The 16,375-nt window shown below is 59.9% G+C and carries 14 protein-coding genes; 8 read left to right on the plus strand and 6 right to left on the minus strand.

The features are described from left to right. Positions 1–46: 46 nt before the first annotated feature. Together PseuLF5_RS24675 and PseuLF5_RS24680 are read left to right on the plus strand one after the other, a co-directional pair. Positions 47–1,174: an NAD(P)/FAD-dependent oxidoreductase gene (locus PseuLF5_RS24675; protein ID WP_340134896.1), complete on the plus strand. Its 1,128-nt coding sequence runs from the start codon at positions 47–49 to the stop codon at positions 1,172–1,174. Positions 1,175–1,266: 92 nt separating this feature from the next. After that, on the plus strand, positions 1,267–1,893 hold the full coding sequence (locus PseuLF5_RS24680) for a helix-turn-helix transcriptional regulator (protein WP_123464853.1): 627 nt from the start codon (positions 1,267–1,269) through the stop codon (positions 1,891–1,893). 109 nt (positions 1,894–2,002) lie between these two features. Here PseuLF5_RS24680 and PseuLF5_RS24685 read toward each other — a convergent pair whose 3' ends face one another. From PseuLF5_RS24685 to PseuLF5_RS24710, 6 genes are all read right to left on the minus strand, one after another. Beyond that, positions 2,003–2,779, minus strand: a complete 777-nt coding sequence (locus PseuLF5_RS24685) for an ABC transporter substrate-binding protein (protein WP_340134897.1) — start codon at positions 2,777–2,779, stop codon at positions 2,003–2,005. A 303-nt stretch (positions 2,780–3,082) separates the two neighbouring features. Then, positions 3,083–3,535, minus strand: a complete 453-nt coding sequence (moaE, locus tag PseuLF5_RS24690; protein WP_038357637.1) for a molybdopterin synthase catalytic subunit MoaE — start codon at positions 3,533–3,535, stop codon at positions 3,083–3,085. 3 nt (positions 3,536–3,538) lie between these two features. Then, the gene (locus PseuLF5_RS24695) at positions 3,539–3,781 is read right to left on the minus strand and encodes a MoaD/ThiS family protein (protein WP_016985014.1); all 243 of its coding nucleotides are present in this window, start codon (positions 3,779–3,781) and stop codon (positions 3,539–3,541) included. Continuing rightward, the gene (moaC, locus tag PseuLF5_RS24700; RefSeq protein ID WP_007972660.1) at positions 3,778–4,251 is read right to left on the minus strand and encodes a cyclic pyranopterin monophosphate synthase MoaC; all 474 of its coding nucleotides are present in this window, start codon (positions 4,249–4,251) and stop codon (positions 3,778–3,780) included. Before moaC ends, PseuLF5_RS24695 begins: the two co-directional genes overlap by 4 nt. A gap of 238 nt (positions 4,252–4,489) precedes the next feature. Next, positions 4,490–5,884 (minus strand): PhoH family protein, encoded by a 1,395-nt coding sequence (locus PseuLF5_RS24705; protein ID WP_128614819.1) that lies wholly within the window; start codon positions 5,882–5,884, stop codon positions 4,490–4,492. A 349-nt stretch (positions 5,885–6,233) separates the two neighbouring features. Then, on the minus strand, positions 6,234–7,358 hold the full coding sequence (locus tag PseuLF5_RS24710; RefSeq protein ID WP_267805404.1) for a polysaccharide deacetylase family protein: 1,125 nt from the start codon (positions 7,356–7,358) through the stop codon (positions 6,234–6,236). A 327-nt stretch (positions 7,359–7,685) separates the two neighbouring features. Here PseuLF5_RS24710 and yaaA point away from each other — a divergent pair, with 327 nt between their 5' ends. From yaaA to PseuLF5_RS24740, 6 genes are all read left to right on the plus strand, one after another. Then, positions 7,686–8,465: a peroxide stress protein YaaA gene (yaaA, locus tag PseuLF5_RS24715; RefSeq protein WP_123464846.1), complete on the plus strand. Its 780-nt coding sequence runs from the start codon at positions 7,686–7,688 to the stop codon at positions 8,463–8,465. A gap of 812 nt (positions 8,466–9,277) precedes the next feature. Beyond that, positions 9,278–10,594, plus strand: a complete 1,317-nt coding sequence (locus tag PseuLF5_RS24720; protein WP_123464844.1) for a nucleotide sugar dehydrogenase — start codon at positions 9,278–9,280, stop codon at positions 10,592–10,594. A 98-nt stretch (positions 10,595–10,692) separates the two neighbouring features. Then, positions 10,693–12,174, plus strand: a complete 1,482-nt coding sequence (alg8, locus tag PseuLF5_RS24725) for a mannuronan synthase (protein ID WP_177490524.1) — start codon at positions 10,693–10,695, stop codon at positions 12,172–12,174. A 35-nt stretch (positions 12,175–12,209) separates the two neighbouring features. Further along, positions 12,210–13,379: an alginate biosynthesis protein Alg44 gene (locus tag PseuLF5_RS24730; RefSeq protein ID WP_123464840.1), complete on the plus strand. Its 1,170-nt coding sequence runs from the start codon at positions 12,210–12,212 to the stop codon at positions 13,377–13,379. 9 nt (positions 13,380–13,388) lie between these two features. Continuing rightward, the gene (gene algK / locus PseuLF5_RS24735; RefSeq protein WP_340134898.1) at positions 13,389–14,891 is read left to right on the plus strand and encodes an alginate biosynthesis TPR repeat lipoprotein AlgK; all 1,503 of its coding nucleotides are present in this window, start codon (positions 13,389–13,391) and stop codon (positions 14,889–14,891) included. Continuing rightward, positions 14,888–16,369, plus strand: coding sequence for an alginate export family protein (locus tag PseuLF5_RS24740; RefSeq protein WP_340134899.1), 1,482 nt, complete (start codon positions 14,888–14,890; stop codon positions 16,367–16,369). The genes algK and PseuLF5_RS24740 overlap by 4 nt, the downstream gene beginning before the upstream one ends. Positions 16,370–16,375 lie beyond the last annotated feature (6 nt).

Genomic DNA, 16,375 nt, shown 5'->3' on the forward strand with positions numbered 1-16,375 from the left:
AGGAGATCGCGAACTTCTTGATATCGCGTCCACCCCGGAGACATTCATGAGCCAGGCAGACTTCATCATCATTGGCGGCGGGATTGCCGGCGCTTCCACCGGTTTCTGGCTGTCGCCGCACGCCAAAGTGATCGTGCTGGAACGTGAGTCGCACCCGGCTTACCACTCCACCGGACGCTCGGCGGCGCTCTACACTGCCGCGTACGGAACGCCGCAGGTGCGCGCGCTGACCCTCGCCAGCCGTGAGTTTTTCGATAAGCCGCCGAGTGGCTTCTGCGAGCATCCATTGCTGACCCCGCGCGGCGAAATGACTGTCGATTTCACCGGCGACGCCGCTGAACTGAACAACCAGTACCTCAGCGCCAAAGCCACGGTGCCGGAGATGCAATTACTCAGCGCCGACGAAGCCTGCGCCCGTCTGCCGATCCTGCGTCGGGAGAAAGTCCATGGCGCGATCTACGACCCGACCGCCAGCGACATCGACACCGACGCCCTGCATCAGGGTTACCTGCGCGGCATCCGCCGCAACAACGGCGAAGTGCACACCGATTGCGAGGTGCTGAGCCTGAGTCGCGACGCTGACGGCCAGTGGCAAGTGCAAACCAATAGCCAGACGTTCAGCGCCCCGACCATCATCAACGCCGCCGGCGCTTGGGCCGACAAGATCGGCGCATTGGCCGGCGCCCGCCCGCTGGGCCTGCAACCGAAACGCCGCGCCGCGTTTATCTTCGCCGGGCCCGAAGGCGTCGACATTCATCACTGGCCGATGCTGGTCAGCCTCGACGAATCGTTCTACATGAAGCCCGACGCCGGAATGTTCCTCGGCTCGCCAGCGAATGCCGATCCGGTCGAACCTCACGACGTGCAGCCGGAGGAGCTGGACATCGCCATGGGCATCTACCAGATCGAAGAAGCCACGACGCTGACCATCCGCCGCCCGACCCGGACCTGGGCCGGTTTGCGCAGCTTCGTCGCCGACGGTGACCTGCTCAGTGGTTTCGATCAGCAGGTGCCGGGGCTGTTCTGGGTCGCGGCGCAGGGCGGTTACGGTATCCAGACTTCTCCGGCGATGGGCCAGGCCAGTGCGGCACTGGTGCGCGGTCAGTCGTTGCCGGAGCATCTGCAGCAGTTCGGCCTCAGCAGCGCCATGCTCTCCCCTTCACGGCTGCGCTGATGGCCCCTGCGGATGACGCGCCCAACGGATTGCGGCACACTCGCAGCGCCCCCGTGCACGGGGGCGCTGACGCCGCCTGGAGCTCCACAGTCATGACTGCCCCCGAATTCGATCCGGCACTGGATAACTTCCGTGCCATCGCCGACGCCATCGCCACGCTGTTCTTTCCCCACGCCGAAGTGGTGCTGCACGACCTGCGCACGCAAAAGGTCGACTACATCGCCAACAACCTGTCCAAGCGAGTGATCGGTGATGAGTCGTCGCTGGAAGACATGCTTAGCGAAGATGTCAGCGACCGCAACATCGGCCCGTACGAAAAGCTCAACTGGGACGGTCAGAAAATCCGCAGCCTGAGCACCGTATTGCGCGACAGCGAAGGTCTGCCGCTGGCGGTGCTGTGCATCAACCTGAATATTTCGCTGTTCGAAAATGCGAAGGCGGCGCTGGACCTGTTTCTGTCGCCGAGCAAACTGATCCCGCAACCGGACTCTCTGTTTCGCGATGACTGGCAGGAGCGCATCAACACCTTCCTCCACGCTTGGCTGCGCGAGCGGCAGCTGAGCCTGAATCTGCTGACCCGCGATCACAAACGCGAGCTGGTGCTGGCCCTGCACGCCGAGGGCGCGTTCAAGGGCAAGAGCGCGTCGAACTATGTGGCCAATGTGCTGAACATGGGGCGGGCGACGGTGTACAAGCACCTGAAGGAATTGAAGGGCTAGATATCTTCAACGATAGTTCCGGCCTCTTCGCGAGCAAGCTCGCTCCCACAGGGATTTGTGAATGCCACAGATCCAATGTGGGAGCGAGCTTGCTCGCGAAAGCGGTAGATCAGTCGCCGTAGATGTCGGACTTGAAATACTTCTCGGAAATCTTCTGATACTCGCCACTCGCACGAATCCCGTCGATGGCCGTGTTCAACTGGCTGACCAACTCGGCATTGCCCTTGCGCACCGCAATCCCGGCGCCCTCGCCCACGTACTTCGGATCCTTCAGCTCCGGCCCGACAAACGCATAGCCCTTGCCGCGCGGCATCGACAGAAAGTCGTTCAACGGAATGGTGTCGGCAAAAATGGCATCGAGGCGTCCGGCCGCCAGGTCCATGTAGATTTCTTCGTTGTTGCTGTAGCGCTTGACGTTGATGCCCTTGGGTTCGAACACCTCGGTGGCATAACGGTCGGTGGTGGTGGCGCGCTGCACGCCGACGTTCTTGCCCTTGAGGCTGGCGTACTGATCATCGACGGTGGCGCCGTCCTTCATCACCAGCCGCGACGAAGTGAAATAGTATTTGTGGGTGAAATCCACCGACTTCTTGCGATCTTCGTTGATGGTCATGGACGACAGGGCCATGTCGATTTTCTTCACCTTGAGCGAAGGAATCAGACCGTCGAACTCACCCTCCACCCACACACACTTGACCTTCATCTGCGCGCACAGGGCATTGCCGATGTCGTAGTCGAACCCGACGATTTCGCCCTTGTCGGTTTTCGAGGCGAACGGCGGGTAAGCCGCTTCAATACCGATGCGCAGGGGTTGCTCGGCGGCGAACGCGCTGGTGCACGCCAACAGGCTCAGGGCCAGACCGGTGATGAGGGGGAATTTCTTCATGTTCGTTCTCTCGCGGGTTGTTGTTGGTTTGGCAAGATGAAGAAGAGCAGCTAGAAGCGGGGAGCTACGAGCGGCCAGACTGAAGCTGTTTTTTTGTACTTGGAAATCCATATTGGACTCATAGGTACAAGCCGTCAATCAGGGAGAAGAGAGTGTCTGCGAGGTTATTGGGTGTTGCAGATGGCCTCATCGCTGGCAAGCCAGCTCCCACAGTTTCAGTGGTGCACAAAAAATATGTGCACGACGCAAAACCCTGTGGGAGCTGGCTTGCCAGCGATGGCGGATTGGAAGGCGCTAGAGAACTTATTTCTTCCAGCGATCGGCGGCGGCGTGATCGCTGTCACGCCCTTCGACCCAACGCGGGCCGTCGCTGGTGTTTTCTTTCTTCCAGAACGGCGCACGGGTTTTCAGGTAGTCCATGACAAAGGCGCAGGCATCGAATGCGGCCTGACGATGGGCACTGGCGGCGCCGACAAACACGATCGGCTCGCCGGGCTCCAGCGCGCCGATGCGGTGCAGCACTTCCAGCTTCAGCAACGGCCAGCGCTGCTCGGCTTCGATGGCGATTTTGCCCAGGGCTTTTTCGGTCATGCCCGGGTAGTGCTCGAGGAACATCCCGGCGACATCGAGCCCATCGTTGAAGTCGCGCACATAACCGACAAAACTCACCACCGCCCCGACGCCGACATTGGCCGCATGCATCGCATTGACTTCAGCGCCCGGATCGAACGGCGTGGCCTGCACACGAATCGCCATGCCTCAGCCTCCGGTCACGGTGGGGAAAAACGCCACTTCGTCGCCATCGACCACCGGCTCGTCGAGCTGGCAGAGATCCTCGTTGCGCGCACACATCAGGTTCTGCTCGCTCAATACCTCGGCACCGTCACGTTGCGCGAGCAATGCGCGCACGTCATCGACGGTGGCGAAATCACCTTCGACCTTTACCGAATCAACCCCCAGCGCCTCACGGTAACGGGCGAAAAACTTCACGGTCAGGTTCATGGCTGCTCCGCCTGAAAGTGCCCGCTCTTGCCGCCGACTTTCTCCAGCAGACGTACGCTTTCGATGGTCATGCCGCGATCCACGGCTTTGCACATGTCATAGATGGTCAGCGCGGCGACGCTGGCAGCGGTCAGGGCTTCCATCTCGACGCCGGTCTGCCCGGAGAGCTTGCAACGGGCGACGATGCGCACGCTGTCATCGCCTTCAGCGCTGAGTTCGACTTTGACGCCGGTCAGCATCAACGGATGGCACAGCGGGATCAGATCGCTGGTCTTCTTCGCGGCCTGAATGCCGGCAATGCGCGCCACGGCGAACACGTCGCCCTTGGGATGGCCGCCGCTGACGATCATCTGCAGCGTTTCGGGGAGCATGCGCACCAGCGCTTGAGCCGTCGCTTCACGGAACGTCACGGCTTTTTCGGTGACGTCGACCATGTTGGCGCGACCTTGGGAATCGAGATGAGTCAGCACGGGATTACTCCTGATCAGGAGCTGCGATTGTAAACCTGCGGGTCAAATTTCCGCATCATTGATTATGAAATCACCGTTGCACCCTGTGGGAGCGAGCCTGCTCGCGAAAGCGGATTCAGATTCACTATAGATGTCGACTGATACACCGCATTCGCGAGCAAGCTCGCTCCCACAGGGGACATGCATTTATCCATAAAAAAACGGGCGGCTGTTGGGCCGCCCGTTTTTGCGTGGAGGGTTACAAATGCGATTCGGCGTATTCGGCCAGGATCGAGCGAGGCACCCCTTGCAGGGTGATGTGCACACCGTTGGGGAAGTCCTTGAAGCGTTCGGTCAGGTAGGTCAGCCCGGAGCTGGTCGCGGACAGGTAAGGGGTGTCGATCTGTGCCAGGTTGCCCAGGCACACCACTTTGGAACCGGCGCCGGCCCGGGTGATGATGGTTTTCATCTGGTGCGGCGTGAGGTTCTGGCATTCGTCGATCAGGATCAGGCTCTGCTGGAAGCTGCGACCGCGAATGTAGTTGAGCGATTTGAACTGCAACGGCACTTTGCTGAGGATGTAGTCGACGCTGCCATGGGTGTTTTCGTCATCCATGTGCAAGGCTTCGAGGTTGTCGGTGATGGCGCCCAGCCAAGGCTCCATTTTTTCCGCTTCGGTGCCGGGCAGGAAGCCGATTTCCTGGTCCAGACCCTGCACGCTACGGGTGGCAATGATGCGCCGATAACGCTTGCTGACCATGGTCTGCTCGATGGCTGCGGCCAGCGCCAGAATGGTTTTACCGGAGCCTGCGGCACCCGACAGGTTAACCAGGTGAATGTCCGGATCGAGCAACGCGTACAGCGCCAGACTCTGATAGATGTCGCGTGGCTTGAGCCCCCAGGCTTCCTGGTGCAGCAGCGGTTCCTGATGCAGATCGAGGATCAGCAGCTTGGCCTCGTCGATCTCCTTGATCCAGCCCACGAAGCCCTGTTCATCAATGATGAACTCGTTGATGTGCACCGCCGGCAGGTTGTCGATCAGTTGCACCTGGTGCCAGGTGCGACCGTGGTCCTGACGGGTTTCGACCTTGCTGACGCGGTCCCAGAAGGAGCCGGTCATGTTGTGGTAGCCGTTGGGCAGCAAGGACACGTCATCGACCAGTTGGTCGGTGCTGTAATCCTCGGCATCAATCCCGCAGGCGCGCGCCTTGAGGCGCATGTTGATGTCTTTGGTAACCAGCACTACCGGTTTTTTCGGATCGCGAGTGTGCAGGTCGATCAGTTGGTTGATGATTTTGTTGTCGTTCAGGTGCTCGGGCAGAATCAGACTCGATTCGGCCTGCTTGCTCATCAGAATTGACAGCAAGCCCTTCGGACCGCCCTTGCCACGCTGGATCGGTACACCCAGTTCAACGTCTTCCGGGGAAGCATCGCCCAGGGTCTTGTCGATCAGCCGGATGGCCTGGCGGCACTCGGCCGCAACGCTGTGATGCCCGCTCTTGAGCTTGTCCAGCTCTTCGAGCACGGTCATCGGGATCGCGACGTGGTGTTCTTCGAAATTCAGCAGGGCGTTTGGATCGTGAATCAATACGTTGGTATCGAGTACATAAAGGATTGGCTGGTTGGAAGAAGGGCTACGTCCGTGATCATCCATACTCGGTCACCTTTGTGGGAGCCATTCGACGCAATACCTCGGCGGTGCTGCGCCTCGAAGTGACTGCCGAATTCACCTGCGAAGCTCTTGTTCGAGGAGCAGATGAACTGCACACAAAATGGGTCTTGGGAGACGCCACCTGTGTTGCAGGTTTCGGCGGTCTGTCTTCGTAATACTCCAAAACCCATGACATAAAAAAGCACTTTGACGGTTTTTTTAAGTTTATTTTGCAAAGTGACGAAAAGCCCTTGGCGGACTCCCCCGACACCGTTAGAGTCGGAAGTCCGCCCGCATCGTTTTCTTCAAGAAAACCGCCCCAAGCCCAATGTTTCCGGGCTTTTTCCGCTTATCAGCGAAACGCGTCCTGACAATCTTCCCAGCCGATACCGCTTTGTGCGGTTTGCGTGATCAGCCACGGCAACGACGTCTTCACCGCATCCTGTTTCATGTTGAAATTGATCACCCCGTGCCGCCACAACAGCATCAGGGTCAGCACCCGCTGCGCACTCGCACTGCCCTTGAGTTTGCCGGCGCCGTCCTGTGCATCTATGTCCCACAGGGCCACTTGCAGGCCCTGGGTATTGAAGAAACCTTGTGCATCACTGCGACGCTGCCCCTCCGGCGGCCGGAACAGCGGCACGTAGTTTTCCGGCAACTTGCTCTTCACCAGATCAGCACTGCGACGTACCGAGTCCTGCCAGTCCTGCCAATAGCTGTGGGAGCGGAACTCCCAGCCCTGCACGCCGACGCACTGTTTCGAGAACTCCGCTTGCAGGTTGTTCACCGAGCGATCGGCCAGACGTGCCTGAATATCCTTGCCCAAGACAAAGAATGTCCCGCTCAGATTCGCCTTGCGCAGGTAGTCCGCGAGCCAGTCAGTGTTGTCCGGCTGGAGGTTGGCGGCGCTGTCGAAAGTCAGCAGAAACAGCCGGTCATGCATCTCGTCGCCATTGCGCTCGTAGTCTCCGAAACGATCGACTTCGCTGCTGGTCTGCGGCGACAGCGCGGCTTTGCGCATCAGTTCGTCGAGGTACTGCACATGGAAGATCCGGCTCGGTTCGGCCCATTTGGTGTAATAGCTGTCGTCACTGACCACAAACTTGGCAGCCTGCTCGCGCAGGGTCGGCAGGTCTTCGACGAGGAAACAGAACGACGCATCCTGATCGCAGCTTTGCTGGGCATAGTTGTAGTTGCTCAGCAGCCGTTGCCACACGCGTTGGCGCAGGCTGTTGATCGCGTCGATATTGACCGTGCGCAGGCCCAGACGCTGGGCCAGTGCGGTTTCGTCCAGCGACTCGGTGCCGAGCAGGACTCGGGCGAACATCAGGATTTCCGCCCGTGACGCCACGTCGAACAAGGTCGGATTGCCGAGCTGTTCCGGCCAGGTACTGCGATCCAGCGTCGCCACATCGCCCGGTGCCGCTACGGCACCGAAGCTCAACAGCCACGCGGTGAAGAAAAGAACAATGCGCAAAGGGATGTCTCCATAACAAAACCCGCGCGGCACTATAGCTGATGTGCAAGGTTGAAGGACGCCGCCCTCTCCTCAGCCCTCTCCCGGAGGGAGAGGGGGCCGATCTGTGTGGATTTCAAATTCAGCATTCAACTCAATAGCTCAGTTCGGCGTAAATCGACAGTCCTACGCGTTCAGCTCCCTCGCCCTCCGGGAGAGGGCTGGGGTGAGGGAAAAATCCACCAGCCGTCGCAAATGCCGACCTTGGCACATACCTATAACCCCCATAGCTGGAGTCAACTCGGACAACCCCCTAGAATCGCCCCCACGATTAAAGGAGACGACTTCATGCTGATGGTGATTTCCCCCGCCAAGACCCTCGATTACGAAACACCGCCGGCGACCCAGCGCTTCACCCAGCCGCAATACCTCGATCACTCCCAGGAACTGATCCAGCAACTGCGCGACCTGACCCCGGCGCAGATCAGCGAATTGATGCACGTGTCGGACAAGATCGGCGGGCTCAACGCTGCGCGCTTCGGCAGCTGGACGCCGGCGTTCACCCCCGAGAACGCCAAGCAGGCGCTGCTCGCGTTCAAAGGCGACGTCTATACCGGTCTCGACGCGCAATCCTTCAGCGAAGCCGATTTCGACTATGCCCAAAGACACCTGCGCATGCTCTCCGGCCTCTATGGTCTGCTGCGTCCCCTGGACCTGATGCAAGCGTATCGCCTGGAAATGGGCACCAAACTGGCCAACGCCCGCGGCAAGGATCTGTATGCCTTCTGGGGCACACGCATCAGCGAATGGCTCAACGAAGCACTGGCCGAACAAGGTGATGACGTGCTGCTGAACCTGGCCTCCAACGAGTATTTCTCGGCGGTCAAGCGCAGTGCCCTGAACGCACGGATCATCAACACCGAGTTCAAGGACCTGAAGAATGGCCAGTACAAGATCATCAGCTTCTACGCCAAGAAAGCCCGTGGCCTGATGAGCCGCTTTGTGATTCAGGAACGCATCAACGATCCAGCCGCCCTCAAACAGTTCGATGTACAGGGCTATCGCTACAGTGCCGAGCAATCGAAAGCAGACAATCTGGTGTTTTTGCGCGACCACGCTCCGGAATAAAGCATGCCGGTTGCACGACGCTTTCTATAAAGAGTCGTGCAGCTCGCACGATGTCAAAAATCCCCCGCCGTATTTCGCCACTTTATTGGCGCCATAAAATCGTCCCCTCAAATTCTAATTTTAGTTTCACTCGACAGCCCCGCTTTTTTTCAGTAGTGGCACGTAAATTTTTTTACGGTAGTGGCACAAAACTATCTAGCGCGATTACACACCGATTAATAAAGGCCCAAGTCGAAAGTGCTATCAATTTGCGACCAGTGCCATCTTTATCAATATTTCAAAAAATTTCAGTTTTCGCGATGAGCGGGTAGGAACTATGTCCAAATGCATAGCTCATACCACCGGTAACGATTATCGCCGAGTTTGTACGAGATAACTTACGCAGTGCAGAAAACCATGTAACCAAGTTGTCACGGCAACTTGCCTAGATGGTTCACTCAACTGGACAACAAACGAAGGACAGGAGATACGCACCATTAATATCCCCTACAAGGCCATGGCCGCCCCCCTATAAACGTGCTCGCCAGAGCACCCAACCGCTTGATTTACGGGATTTTTCTCCTGTCATCAAGCGTGTAAGACGATTGCACGAGACTCTTCTGAAGAGAAGAGCGGCTGCATAACAGGGCAAGTCATAACAACAAGGCCTGTTTACGCACATCTTGAGTGCACTTATTTAGACACTCGAAACTTAGTCTGCCTGCACACGGCATTGTGGCGCCTGTATGCCGCACTTTCGAGTGCACTAGTGTCCGCTGCACACCATTAACTCCGGCCATCTAATGGCTTGATAAAACACAGAGGTAATTGCGATGCGCATCAGCATATTTGGTTTGGGTTACGTTGGCGCTGTCTGTGCCGGTTGCCTGTCTGCACGGGGCCATGACGTGGTTGGCGTCGATGTTGCCAAAGACAAGATCGACATGATCAACGCCGGCAAGTCGCCGATTGTCGAACCTGGCCTGGGCGAACTTCTGGAGCAAGGTATCCAGACCGGTCGTCTGCGCGGTACGACCAACTTCGCCGAAGCGATTCGTGACACCGACCTGTCGATGATCTGCGTCGGTACACCAAGCAAGAAGAACGGCGACCTGGAACTGAACTACATCGAAGCGGTGTGCCGCGAGATCGGTTTCGTGCTGCGTGAAAAATCCACCCGCCACACCATCGTGGTTCGCAGCACCGTGCTACCGGGCACCGTCGCCAACGTGGTGATCCCGATCCTCGAAGACTGCTCGGGCAAGAAGGCCGGCGTCGACTTCGGCGTCGCGGTCAACCCGGAGTTCCTGCGCGAATCCACCGCCATTGCCGACTACGACCTGCCACCGATGACCGTTATCGGCGAATTCGACAAGGCTTCGGGCGACGTTCTGCAATCGCTGTACGAAGAACTCGACGCACCGATCATCCGCAAGGACATCGCCGTTGCCGAGATGATCAAGTACACCTGCAACGTCTGGCACGCGACCAAAGTGACCTTCGCCAACGAGATCGGCAACATCGCCAAAGCCGTCGGCGTCGATGGCCGTGAAGTGATGGAAGTGGTCTGCCAGGACAAGACCCTCAACCTGTCCCAGTACTACATGCGCCCAGGCTTCGCCTTCGGCGGTTCGTGCCTGCCGAAAGACGTGCGCGCCCTGACCTACCGCGCCGGTTCGCTGGACGTCGAAGCGCCGTTGCTCAACTCGCTGATGCGCAGCAACGAATCGCAAGTGCAGAACGCCTTCGACATCGTTGAAAGCCACGACAAACGCAAAGTCGCCCTGCTCGGCCTGAGCTTCAAGGCCGGCACCGATGACCTGCGCGAAAGTCCGCTGGTGGAACTGGCCGAAATGCTGATCGGCAAGGGCTACGACCTGAGCATCTACGACAGCAACGTCGAGTACGCCCGTGTGCACGGCGCGAACAAGGACTACATCGAGTCGAAAATCCCGCACGTGTCGTCCCTGCTCAACTCGGACTTCGATTCGGTGATCGACAACTCCGACGTGATCATCCTCGGCAACCGCGACGAGAAATTCCGCTCGCTGGCCCAGGAAGCGCCGCATGGCAAGCAGGTCATCGACCTGGTGGGCTTCATGTCCAAAGCCACCAGCGCCGGTACACGCACCGAAGGTATCTGCTGGTAAAGCAGCGCCAAGCGACAAGCCTCGGGCTGCAAGCCAAAGCGTTTCACTTGCAGCTTGAGGCTTGCAGCTCGAAGCCTCTCTTACCTTGGATGACGTCGATGACCAAGCTCAAACATTTCTTTCTGCAATCCGCCGGCTGGCTGTTGTTTTTAAGCCTGTTGATGGGCCTGGCCTTGATGCTGCCCGCGTCCACATTCGACTCCGAGTCGAAGGACTTTATTTTCCTGATTGGCGCCGTGGGTATCTGGCGCTACTCGATGGGTGCAACGCACTTTGTGCGCGGCATGATTTTTCTCTACCTCGTTTACCCGCACCTGCGCCGCAAAGTGCGCAAGCTGGGTAAGGCGGCGGACCCGTCGCATGTGTTTCTGATGGTCACCAGTTTCCGTATCGACGCGCTCACCACGGCGCAGGTCTACAGCTCGGTAATCCGCGAAGCCATCGACTGCGAACTGCCGACCACCGTGGTCTGCTCGATCGTGGAAATGTCCGATGAGCTGCTGGTGAAAGCGCTCTGGGCGCGGATGAATCCGCCAGACCGCGTGAAGCTCGACTTCGTGCGCATTCCCGGCACCGGCAAGCGCGATGGCCTGGCCTATGGTTTCCGCGCGATCTCCCGTCACCTGCCGGACGACCGCGCCGTGGTGGCCGTGATCGACGGCGACACCGTGCTCGGCGAAGGCACTGTGCGCAAGACCGTGCCGTGGTTCCAGCTGTTCGGCAACGTCGGCGGCCTGACCACCAACGAGTTCTGCGAAGTGCGCGGCGGCTACATCATGAGCGAATGGCACAAGCTGCGTTTCGCCCAGCGCCACATCAACATGTGTTCGATGGCCCTGTCCAAGCGCGTGCTGACCATGACCGGGCGTATGTCGGTGTTCCGCGCCACCGTGGTGACCAACCCGGAATTCATCGCCGACGTCGAAAGCGACTCGCTGCAACACTGGCGCCTGGGCCGTTTCAAGTTTCTCACCGGCGACGACAAGTCGAGCTGGTTCAGCCTGATGCGCCTGGGTTACGACACCTTTTACGTACCGGATGCGGCGATCAACACCGTTGAACACCCGCCGGAAAAGAGCTTCATCAAGGCCAGCCGCAAACTGATGTTCCGCTGGTACGGCAACAACCTGCGCCAGAACTCGCGAGCGCTGGGCCTGGGGGTCAAACGCCTCGGCGCCTTCACCTCGGTGGTGCTGTTCGACCAGCGCGTGTCGATGTGGACCTCGCTGCTGGGCCTGACCGTGGCAATCATCGCCAGTTTCAAGTACGGCGGCGCGTTCATCCTCGCCTACCTGCTGTGGATCGGGATCACCCGCCTGATTCTGACCCTGCTGCTGTCGTGCTCGGGTCACCGGATCGGCCCGGCCTATCCCGTGATTCTGTATTACAACCAGATCGTCGGTGCGCTGGTGAAGATCTACGTGTTCTTCCGCCTCGACCAGCAATCCTGGACGCGCCAACCCACTTCCCTGACCCGTGATCTCGCCAGCTTTCAACGTTGGTTCAACACCTGGTCGTCTCGGACCATGACCTTCTCCGCCGGCAGCATTTTCGTCGCCGTGCTGCTGATGATGGTCTGACCTGCCCCTATTGAATTAACAAGGAAATCGCCCCCATGAATACCGCCGTCAACGCCAACGTAGTGCATGAATCCGAAGCCCAGCGCCAGCACGCCCGCGTGAAAATCCCGGCCAAGCTGCGGTTCTTCGGCCCCGACCGGACCCCGCTCGAAGCACGGGTCCTCGACCTGTCCGCCGGTGGTCTGGCGTTCAACGCCGGGCAAATGCCCCTGACCATTGGCCAGGTGTACAAGGCACGCCTGCAATTCGTCATCGACAACCTCGGCATCGGCATGGACGTTGAACTGCAAGTGCGCTCCTTCGACCGCCAGACCGGCCGCGCCGGTTGCCAGTTCCAGAACCTCGAGCCGCAGGATATTTCCACCCTGCGCCACCTGATCACGTCGCACCTGGCTGGCGACATCGTCAGCATCGGCGAAGTGCTGGCGACCCTGCAGCGCGACAACTTCACCAAGGCGCGCAAGGTCAAGGACGGCGGCAGCGGCATGACCCCGTTCGGGCGTCTGAAAGCGGTGACCTTCAGCGCCGGCATTTTCGCCATCGGCCTGGTGGCGTTCGGTTTCGTGTTCAAGTCGGTATACGGCATGTACTTCGTCAGCCACGCGCAGGCCGGTCTGGTCAGCGTGCCGGGGATGAACATCACCATGCCGCGTGACGGCACCGTGCAGAGCCTGGTCAAGTCCGACGGCGTAGCGGCCAAAGGCGCACCACTGGCGACCTTCAGCACCAGCATGCTCGACGTGCTCAAGGGCCATCTGGACGAAGATCAGTTGCAACCGGCCAAGGTTGAAGAGCTGTTCGGCAAGCAAATGACCGGTACCCTGACCTCCCCTTGCGATTGCACCGTGGCCCAGCAACTGGTGGCTGACGGTCAGTACGCGAGCAAGGGCGACGTGATTTTCACCCTGGTTCCCCGCAACACCCAGGCCACCGTCGATGCGCGCTTCTCCTATCGCCAGTTCGGCGACGTGCGTCCGGGTACTTCGGTGAGCTTCCAGATCGCCGGCGAAGACCAGACCCGCACCGGCAAGATCGTCAGCAGCACCAGCCTGAAAAGCGCCGACCTGTCCTCCGACATCCGCGTGCAGATCCAGCCGGACCAGCCGCTGGACAGCAGCTTCGCCGGCCGCCCGGTGGAAGTGAACAGCGACCGTGGCCCGAACCTGAACTGGCTGATCGACAAAGCCATGGCTGCCGGTCTTTAAGTCGAGGACATGCCTGTGACCTTTTTTCTGAGAACACCACAATCCCTGTGGGAGCTGGCTTGCCAGCGATGGGATCAATGCGGTCTAGCTGAAAAACCGAGTCGCCTGAATCGCTGGCAAGCCAGCTCCCACAAGGGATCAGTGTGCGCATTGGCATTGGCAGTCAGTCTCGCCGGTTGCGCCGGTCTGCCCGATCAACGCCTGGCCAACGAAGCGCTCAAGCGGGGCGACACCGCCACCGCCGCGCAGAACTACCGCGCCCTGGCAGACCTGGGTTACAGCGAGGCGCAAGTCGGCCTCGCCGATATCCAGGTCGACAGCCGCGACCCCGAGCAGATCAAACAGGCCGAAGCGACTTACCGCGCCGCCGCCAGTGTTTCGCCGCGTGCTCAGGCGCGTCTCGGCCGCTTGCTGGTGGCCAAGCCGGGTTCCACTGAAGCCGAGCACCACGAAGCCGAAAGGCTGCTGAAAAAAGCCGCCGCCCATGGCGAAGGCAATACGTTGATCCCGCTGGCGATGCTCTACCTGCAATACCCGCACAGCTTCCCCAACATCAACGCCCAGCAACAGATCGACCAGTGGCGCAAATCCGGTTACCCGGAAGCGGGTCTGGCGCAAGTGCTGCTGTATCGCACCCAGGGCACCTACGACCAGCACCTGGATGACGTGGAAAAGATCTGCAAAGCCGCGCTCAACACCACCGACATCTGCTACGTCGAACTGGCCACGGTCTATCAGAAACGTGCCCAGCCGGAGCAACAGGCCGAGCTGATCAAGCAAATGCAGGCCGGTTACAGCCGTGGCACCGTCACTGCGCAGCGTGTCGATTCGGTGGCCCGTGTACTGGCCGATTCGACCCTGGGCAAGACCGACGAGAAGACCGCGCAATCGCTGCTCGAACCGATCGCCCCGGGCTATCCGGCGTCGTGGGTGACCCTCGCACAACTGCTTTACGACTTCCCGGAACTGGGCGACGTCGATCAGATGATGCAGTACCTGGACAACGGCCGCGCCGCCGATCAGCCACGCGCCGAGCTGTTGCTGGGCAAGCTCTACTACGAAGGCAAACTGGTGCCGGCCGACGCGAAAGTCGCCGAGGAACATTTCCAGAAAGCCGTTGGCCGCGAGGTTGCCGCCGACTATTACCTCGGCCAGATCTATCGCCGTGGTTACCTGGGCAAGGTCTATCCGCAGAAGGCCCTCGACCATCTGCTGACCGCTGCGCGCAACGGCCAGAACAGCGCCGATTTCGCCATCGCCCAACTGTTTTCCCAAGGCAAGGGCACCCAGCCCGACCCGGTCAACGCCTACGTCTTCAGCCAATTGGCCAAGGCGCAGAACACCCCGCAAGCCGATGAACTGGCGACCACCCTCGCAGCGCAATTGCCGCCCGAGCGTCTGGCCGAAGCCCAGCGCCTGCTGCAACAGGAACAGGCCAGCCGTGGCGCCCTGAATAAGAACACGCTGCAACTGCACGCCCTGCAAGAAGAAGACGGCGAGGAATCCCTATGAAGTTGAATCCCTTTGTGAAGGCCGGCATTGGCCTCACGTTCGCGCTGATCTGGTCTTGCCCGACACTGGCCGCGATCACTGAATCGAAGAACTTCGGCCTGGAAGTGAAAATCACCGGCCAGTCCGAAGACGACCGCGACCTCGGCACCGCCAGTGGCGGCGACGTCAACGGCTTGGGCCTCGACCTGCGTCCGTGGGTCTACGGCGAAAGCGGTGCGTGGAGCGCCTACGCCATGGGCCAGGCCGTGACCTCGACCGACATCATCGAAACCGACACCCTGCAACAATCCGACGGTGAACAAGCCACCGACAACGGTGATCGCAAAACCAGGAAAAATTATCTGGCGATGCGCGAATTCTGGGTTGGCTACAGCGGCCTCACCCCATATCCGGGCGAGATGCTCAAGTTCGGTCGCCAGCGCCTGCGCAATGACGACGGCCAATGGCGCGACACCAATATCGAAGCGCTGAACTGGACCTTCGACACCACCCTGCTGCGTGCCAACGTCGGCGTCGCCGAGCGTTTCAGCGAATACCGCACCGACCTCAAAGAGCTGGCGCCGAAAGACAAGGATCGCCTGCACGCCTACGCCGACGCCGCTTACCAGTGGACGCCGGGGCAATGGGTCGGCATTCGCGGTCATCACACTCACGATGACGGCAAACTCGATTACGCCGAGCCGGGCGTCCCGCGCGACTCGCTGGATAAAACCCAGAACGGTGACATCAGCTGGCTCGGCCTGACCGCCGACAGCGACGCCTACAACTGGCGCAACACCAACACCGTCAACTATTGGGGCAGCATCACCGGCATGAGCGGCGACCGTGACACGGTCAACGCCCTCAACGCCGATGGCTCGCGCCCGGCACAAGCCAAGCGCAGCGAAGACGTCAACGGCTGGGCCACCGACATCGGTGTGCGTCTGCGCCTTGATCCGCAATGGCAAGTCGGCGGTGCCTATGCCCGCGCCAGTGCCGATTACGAGCAGAACGGTCTGGAGAGCAACCGCTCCAACTACACCGGTACCCGCTCGCGCGTGCACCGTTTCGGCGAAGCCTTCCGTGGCGAAATGAACAACATGCAGACCGCCACCCTGTTCGGTTCCTGGATGGTCAACGACGAGTACGACGCCAGCCTGATCTACCACAAGTTCTGGCGTGTCGACGGCAACAAGCCGGTCGGCAGCAACGGCATCAATGCGGTGGAAAACAACACCGACGACGCCACCGGCGCGATTCTTTCCAGCACCTCGCTGCCGCTTGAAGACGGCAACAAGGACCTCGGTCAGGAGATGGACCTGGTCGTCACCAAGTACTTCAAGCAAGGCTTGTTGCCGGCCGCCCTGAGCCAGTCGATCGACGAGCCCTCGGCCCTCGTGCGCTTCCGTGGCGGTGTGTTCAAGCCGGGCGATGCCTACGGCAAGCAAGTTGATTCGTACATGCACCGCGCGTTCATCGACGTGATCTGGCGCTTCTGATGCAAA

Origin of the sequence: Pseudomonas sp. LF-5 (assembly GCF_037626295.1) — a bacterium.
GTDB classification, from domain to species: domain Bacteria; phylum Pseudomonadota; class Gammaproteobacteria; order Pseudomonadales; family Pseudomonadaceae; genus Aquipseudomonas; species Aquipseudomonas monsensis.

Bases quoted from the DNA above. Each gene is read 5' to 3' on its own strand.
- PseuLF5_RS24720 (WP_123464844.1), top strand. From the start codon at position 9,278: ATGCGCATCAGCATATTTGGTTTGGGTTACGTTGGCGCTGTCTGTGCC.
- PseuLF5_RS24675 (WP_340134896.1), top strand. From the start codon at position 47: ATGAGCCAGGCAGACTTCATCATCATTGGCGGCGGGATTGCCGGCGCT.
- PseuLF5_RS24680 (WP_123464853.1), top strand. From the start codon at position 1,267: ATGACTGCCCCCGAATTCGATCCGGCACTGGATAACTTCCGTGCCATC.
- alg8 (WP_177490524.1), top strand. From the start codon at position 10,693: ATGACCAAGCTCAAACATTTCTTTCTGCAATCCGCCGGCTGGCTGTTG.
- yaaA (WP_123464846.1), top strand. From the start codon at position 7,686: ATGCTGATGGTGATTTCCCCCGCCAAGACCCTCGATTACGAAACACCG.
- algK (WP_340134898.1), top strand. From the start codon at position 13,389: ATGCCTGTGACCTTTTTTCTGAGAACACCACAATCCCTGTGGGAGCTG.
- PseuLF5_RS24705 (WP_128614819.1), bottom strand. From the start codon at position 5,884: ATGGATGATCACGGACGTAGCCCTTCTTCCAACCAGCCAATCCTTTAT.
- PseuLF5_RS24695 (WP_016985014.1), bottom strand. From the start codon at position 3,781: ATGAACCTGACCGTGAAGTTTTTCGCCCGTTACCGTGAGGCGCTGGGG.
- moaE (WP_038357637.1), bottom strand. From the start codon at position 3,535: ATGGCGATTCGTGTGCAGGCCACGCCGTTCGATCCGGGCGCTGAAGTC.
- PseuLF5_RS24685 (WP_340134897.1), bottom strand. From the start codon at position 2,779: ATGAAGAAATTCCCCCTCATCACCGGTCTGGCCCTGAGCCTGTTGGCG.
- PseuLF5_RS24730 (WP_123464840.1), top strand. From the start codon at position 12,210: ATGAATACCGCCGTCAACGCCAACGTAGTGCATGAATCCGAAGCCCAG.
- PseuLF5_RS24740 (WP_340134899.1), top strand. From the start codon at position 14,888: ATGAAGTTGAATCCCTTTGTGAAGGCCGGCATTGGCCTCACGTTCGCG.